The organism is Flavobacterium sp. K77 (genome assembly GCF_021608205.1).
Classification (GTDB): Bacteria; Bacteroidota; Bacteroidia; order Flavobacteriales; family Flavobacteriaceae; genus Flavobacterium; species Flavobacterium turcicum.
The window spans coordinates 1-4,227 of the sequence record NZ_JAKIHO010000018.1 but is presented as its reverse complement, the minus strand read 5'-3'; the positions used below and the strand labels follow the sequence as shown (position 1 = coordinate 4,227).

Annotated in this window: 6 protein-coding genes; 2 read left to right on the top strand and 4 right to left on the bottom strand. The window is 30.9% G+C overall.

Features of this window, described 5'->3' with window-relative positions:
• Positions 1-132 precede the first annotated feature (132 nt).
• Together L1S34_RS14600 and L1S34_RS14595 are read right to left on the bottom strand one after the other, a co-directional pair.
• A complete protein-coding gene (locus tag L1S34_RS14600; RefSeq protein ID WP_236364804.1) occupies positions 133-579 on the bottom strand; it encodes a hypothetical protein in 447 nt (148 codons plus the stop codon).
• 164 nt (positions 580-743) lie between these two features.
• Entirely contained in the window at positions 744-1,535 is a 792-nt protein-coding gene (locus tag L1S34_RS14595; protein WP_236364802.1) for a hypothetical protein, read from the bottom strand.
• Between the two features lie 634 nt (positions 1,536-2,169).
• On the opposite strand from L1S34_RS14595, the gene L1S34_RS14590 reads away from it, so the two are divergent.
• Positions 2,170-2,451 carry a hypothetical protein gene (locus L1S34_RS14590; protein ID WP_236364801.1) on the top strand — a complete coding sequence of 94 codons (282 nt, stop codon included), beginning with the start codon at positions 2,170-2,172 and terminating at the stop codon, positions 2,449-2,451.
• Entirely contained in the window at positions 2,444-2,632 is a 189-nt protein-coding gene (locus tag L1S34_RS14585; protein ID WP_236364799.1) for a hypothetical protein, read from the top strand. The genes L1S34_RS14590 and L1S34_RS14585 overlap by 8 nt, the downstream gene beginning before the upstream one ends.
• A 138-nt stretch (positions 2,633-2,770) precedes the next feature.
• Here L1S34_RS14585 and L1S34_RS14580 read toward each other — a convergent pair whose 3' ends face one another.
• Together L1S34_RS14580 and L1S34_RS14575 are read right to left on the bottom strand one after the other, a co-directional pair.
• Complete coding sequence (locus L1S34_RS14580) at positions 2,771-3,217, bottom strand: hypothetical protein (RefSeq protein WP_236364797.1); 447 nt, start codon at positions 3,215-3,217, stop codon at positions 2,771-2,773.
• Positions 3,218-3,413: 196 nt separating this feature from the next.
• Positions 3,414-3,815, bottom strand: a complete 402-nt coding sequence (locus L1S34_RS14575) for a hypothetical protein (protein ID WP_236364795.1) — start codon at positions 3,813-3,815, stop codon at positions 3,414-3,416.
• Between the last annotated feature and the right edge of the window lie 412 nt (positions 3,816-4,227).

Here is a 4,227-nt window from a genome sequence, read left to right as displayed (position 1 = left end):
CCCGCGCTACAAGCAGTTTGGGACTAAATCAGCGTTATCTTTCGGATTTGCCAAATCTTCCAAATACAAAACCAACTTCAAATTAAGCCTAATACCCAAATTGCTTGTAGCGTGTGTTAGCAGTAGTTGTTTTTAACCTTTCCGTTTTACCGTCATTATTTGTTCATTATTATTTTCGGAAAAATCTGAATTTCTTTTTCCATCAAAACTCCAAATCATTAAAAACTCATTTTCGTTTATTAGTTTAATTACTCCTAGAATTCTTCCCATTTCTTTATTTTCTTTCATCGCAACTAAATCAAGTTCAATAGGCGTTTTTTCATAATTTATTAAATATTTCATTTCTCCTTTTTGACCATCATTTTTTCCGCCATGTATGATGAAGTTTTTTCCATCAATAAATTCTCCGTTTACAGACATCGAGGCATAATTGTCTTCACTTAAAATAAAATCGGATTTATTTCCCCAATAATCAGTCATATTCCAATTTCCTACAAGGTTTAATTTTTTATTTTGAGAATATGAAGTACTATTGATGATAATTAAAATCAATAATAATATTTTTATACTAGATTTCATTTTTTACGTTTTTTTTTTACAATTACTGCTAACGTTCCGCCGCTTGGCGAGGTTGCTAACTTCGTAACTGTTTATTTTCCACTAAGATAATATTTCTTGCGAAACGCAAACGTGAATTTACCACAAAATTCGCAATCTTGCCAAACGGCTGTTGGCAGTAGTTTTTATTTTTTTGCGATAAGAATTGTCTTTTCTGCTTTGTTATTTATGTCGTAAATATATTCTTCATTGTGATTCCATTCTTCATTTGCTAGTTTTAATTCTGAACCTTTTATGTTTTTTGCTTCGAAAAACAGTGAAATTCCATTTAGAATAAATTTTTTGCCTTCATTGTTCTTTAAAACTGTTGGATAAAATCCCATTCTTCTTTCTTCTGATTTTTCTGCTTGTTTTCTAATATCTAAAGAAACACCAAAATCACTTTCTGATATGTTTTTAACTTCATCTATAAAAAATATATTTTTAAAAGTTGACAAATGATAACCTAATGGTGGTTCATTAGAAATTTTTAATGTTACATATTCAAATATTTCCCCATTTTTTAGTTCAATTTTACAAGGAGCAATTCTACTTAAATTCCAATCATTAGTTAGACCAATTTTTTCAATTTCATTCTTTAAGTTTTCTGAACAAATTAGACTTTTCTCACTCCAATTTTTAAGAAGTTCAATTTGTCCTTTAATTATTCTTTCATACATATTTCCGTGAATGTAAAATTGAGTATTACATTTTTCACATTCATAGATTTTTATTCCACCAACTTCATCAATCAAACTTATTAAAGAAATAATTTTGTTCTCCAAATAGTCAGTTCCAAAACTTATTATGTCTTTTTCATAGCAATTTGGACAACCGCTTTTCTTTTTTCTTTTAAATAAATTGAACAATTTTCTTCTGTTTTTATGGTTTCTATTTTCTGCGGCGACAAAATTATTGCCAACGTCCCGACGCCTCACGCCGTTGCGAACTTCGGGACCGATCAGTTTCGGCTAAGATAAAAAAACTTGCGAAACGAAAGCGTCAATTTAGGAGAAAATTCGCAATGGCTTGAGACGGCTGTTATAGGGCGGTTGAATATTTTAAAGTTTCTATTTTTCAGATTTTGCCTTTCAAGTTTCGCTTTTCGGTTTCCACTTTCAAGTTTCGTTTTTTAGATTCTGCTTTTCAGATTCTGCTTTTCAAGTTTCGCTTTTCGGTTACCACTTTCAAGTTTCTGCTTTTCAGTTTCTACTTTTCAGATTCTGCTTTTCAAGTTTCGCTTTTCGGTTTCCACTTTCAAGTTTCTGCTTTTCAGATTTTGCTTTTCAGATTTTGCTTTTCAGATTCAGCTTTTCAAGTTTCGCTTTCAAGTTTCGCTTTCAAGTTTCTACTTTCAAAAACTCTAGCGGAAGATTAATTTATTTCTAATTCTTAATGTCTGCGTAAATTCGCAACTGCCCTATAACGTTTTGGTACTACACGATGTTGCCGACCAAATATAAAACAATAATTCAGAAAGCCTGAATTATCCAAACAAAAAACAATCACTAAATACAACACTATACGGCAATAGCTTGTAGTAGCGGTTATGCGATGACTTTTTAAGTATCTATGAAAACAAAATTTAATCAAAACGACAGAGTTTTTCACGCCTTATTTGGTTGGTGTAAAATTAGAATGATTAGCGAAAAATCCGCAGTTATTGATTGTGAAGCAAAAACAATTACTTACTACATAATTGCAAAAGGATTAAAACATTACGAACGTGATGAAATTGGTTGTCAAATTGTTTGCGTTCCAGTTGAAGAATTGTTTAAAACAAAAGAAGAAGTTCCTAAAATCTATCATTTGCAAGCAACTGCAATGAATTTAAAACTAACATACGATGAATAGAGACAATGAAATAAAAAAAATCACAGAATATCTTGACGAGATATTTTGGGAACTTGAAAAACTTTCAAAAACAGAATTAACTCATGAACAAAAAATGGAAAGAATAGGCGAAAAACTAACATTACCATCAGATTTCTTCTTTGATTGGTTTGGCGACAATGTTGGGGAAGTTATCGCATAACGTTTCGCAGCTTGCAGAAGTGGCGGATTAAGGAAGCCTAAACTTTCGGTTAAACGCTGACTTTGCAAGTACAAAACCAACTTTAAATTATGCCCAAAACCCGCCATTTCTGCAAACTGCTGTTGGCAGATCGGTTTATTATTTATTTTTGTTTAGCTTTTCAACTCTTTTACCTAATATTTCTTTCATTTCAATTTCAGAATATTTAAAAACATCAATTTTTCCATTTCGATGTCTAATTTCCACGATTATTTTATCATAATTGAAAGGTTTATTAATTCTGATTAAAAAATTGTAATAATTGTCCACTATTTGTTCAGCATACATTTTAGTGTTTTTCAAATCAGAATCTAATAAATCACTATTTGTTATAGTATACTTATAATTATTTTTTCCCGTTTTATTTTCAATTTCATCTTGCTCCATTCTTTCAGGTTTGAATAAATCAGCAACTACTTGAATTTCTGGAATAACAGGTCCAATATGTGCGTTTTCTAAATCATTATTCTCGATCTTGTTAACTTCTTTTTTTTCCTTGCAAGAATACAAGTTCATCATAATTAGCGCAACTAAAATCCTATACATATTTTTTTACTTTTTTTGTGGTTTCTTATTAGGTTTTATGTGTCTAAAACTGTCTGCCAACGTTCCCGCGCTACAAGCAGTTTGGGACTAAATTAAGCCCATTATTCGGATTTGCCAAATCTTCCAAATACAAAACCAACTTTAAATTATGCCTAATACCCAAATTGCTTGTAGCGTGTGTTGGCAGTAGTGTTTTTTATTCAATGTTGATTTCTATTTTAGTTTTAAACCAAAATCCGTGTCGATTTTCTTTTAAAATTTCGTCCATAGATTTTTTAGTTTTATAAATTGTTTTAATATTTTGAGTTTCTATTTCGATATTATTGATTGAACTTGTTAATTCTTCAATTTGTTTGTCTGACCAACTTCCGATTCCAAAATGCAAATTTGCTGTGTCTTTTGGTTTTATGTTAAAAACTATAGAATCGTTAGTTGTTATTCTTTCCAAATCATAATTCTCAACTTTAGGATTTAGATTAAACTTTACTTTTACAGTTGAATCAGTATTATTTATAAAATTAATAAAGTGTGGAGGGTCGCAACTCATTAACAATTGTGAGCTCATTATTAGTATTAAAATGTTTATAATTTTTTTCATCAATACATTTCGGTTTTGTTAATCATATGTTCTTCTTCACGGGCAACATTACTGCCAACGTCCCGACGCCTCACGCCGTTGCGAACTTCGGAACCGATTAGTTTCGGCTAAGATAAAAAAACTTGCGAAACGATAAGCGTCAATTTAGGAGAAAATTCGCAATGGCTTGAGACGGCTGTTATATGCCGCTTAAACTTTCTTCTTGACCAATTTTCAGGTTTCAACTTTTCAGATTCCACTTTTCAGATTCCACTTTTCAGATTCCACTTTTCAGATTCCACTTTTCAGATTCCACTTTTCAGATTCCACTTTTCAGATTCCACTTTTCGATTTCTGCTTTCAAGTTTCGTTTTACAGTTTTCACTTTTCACTTTTCACTTTTCACTTTTCACTTTTCACTTTTCGGTTTCTG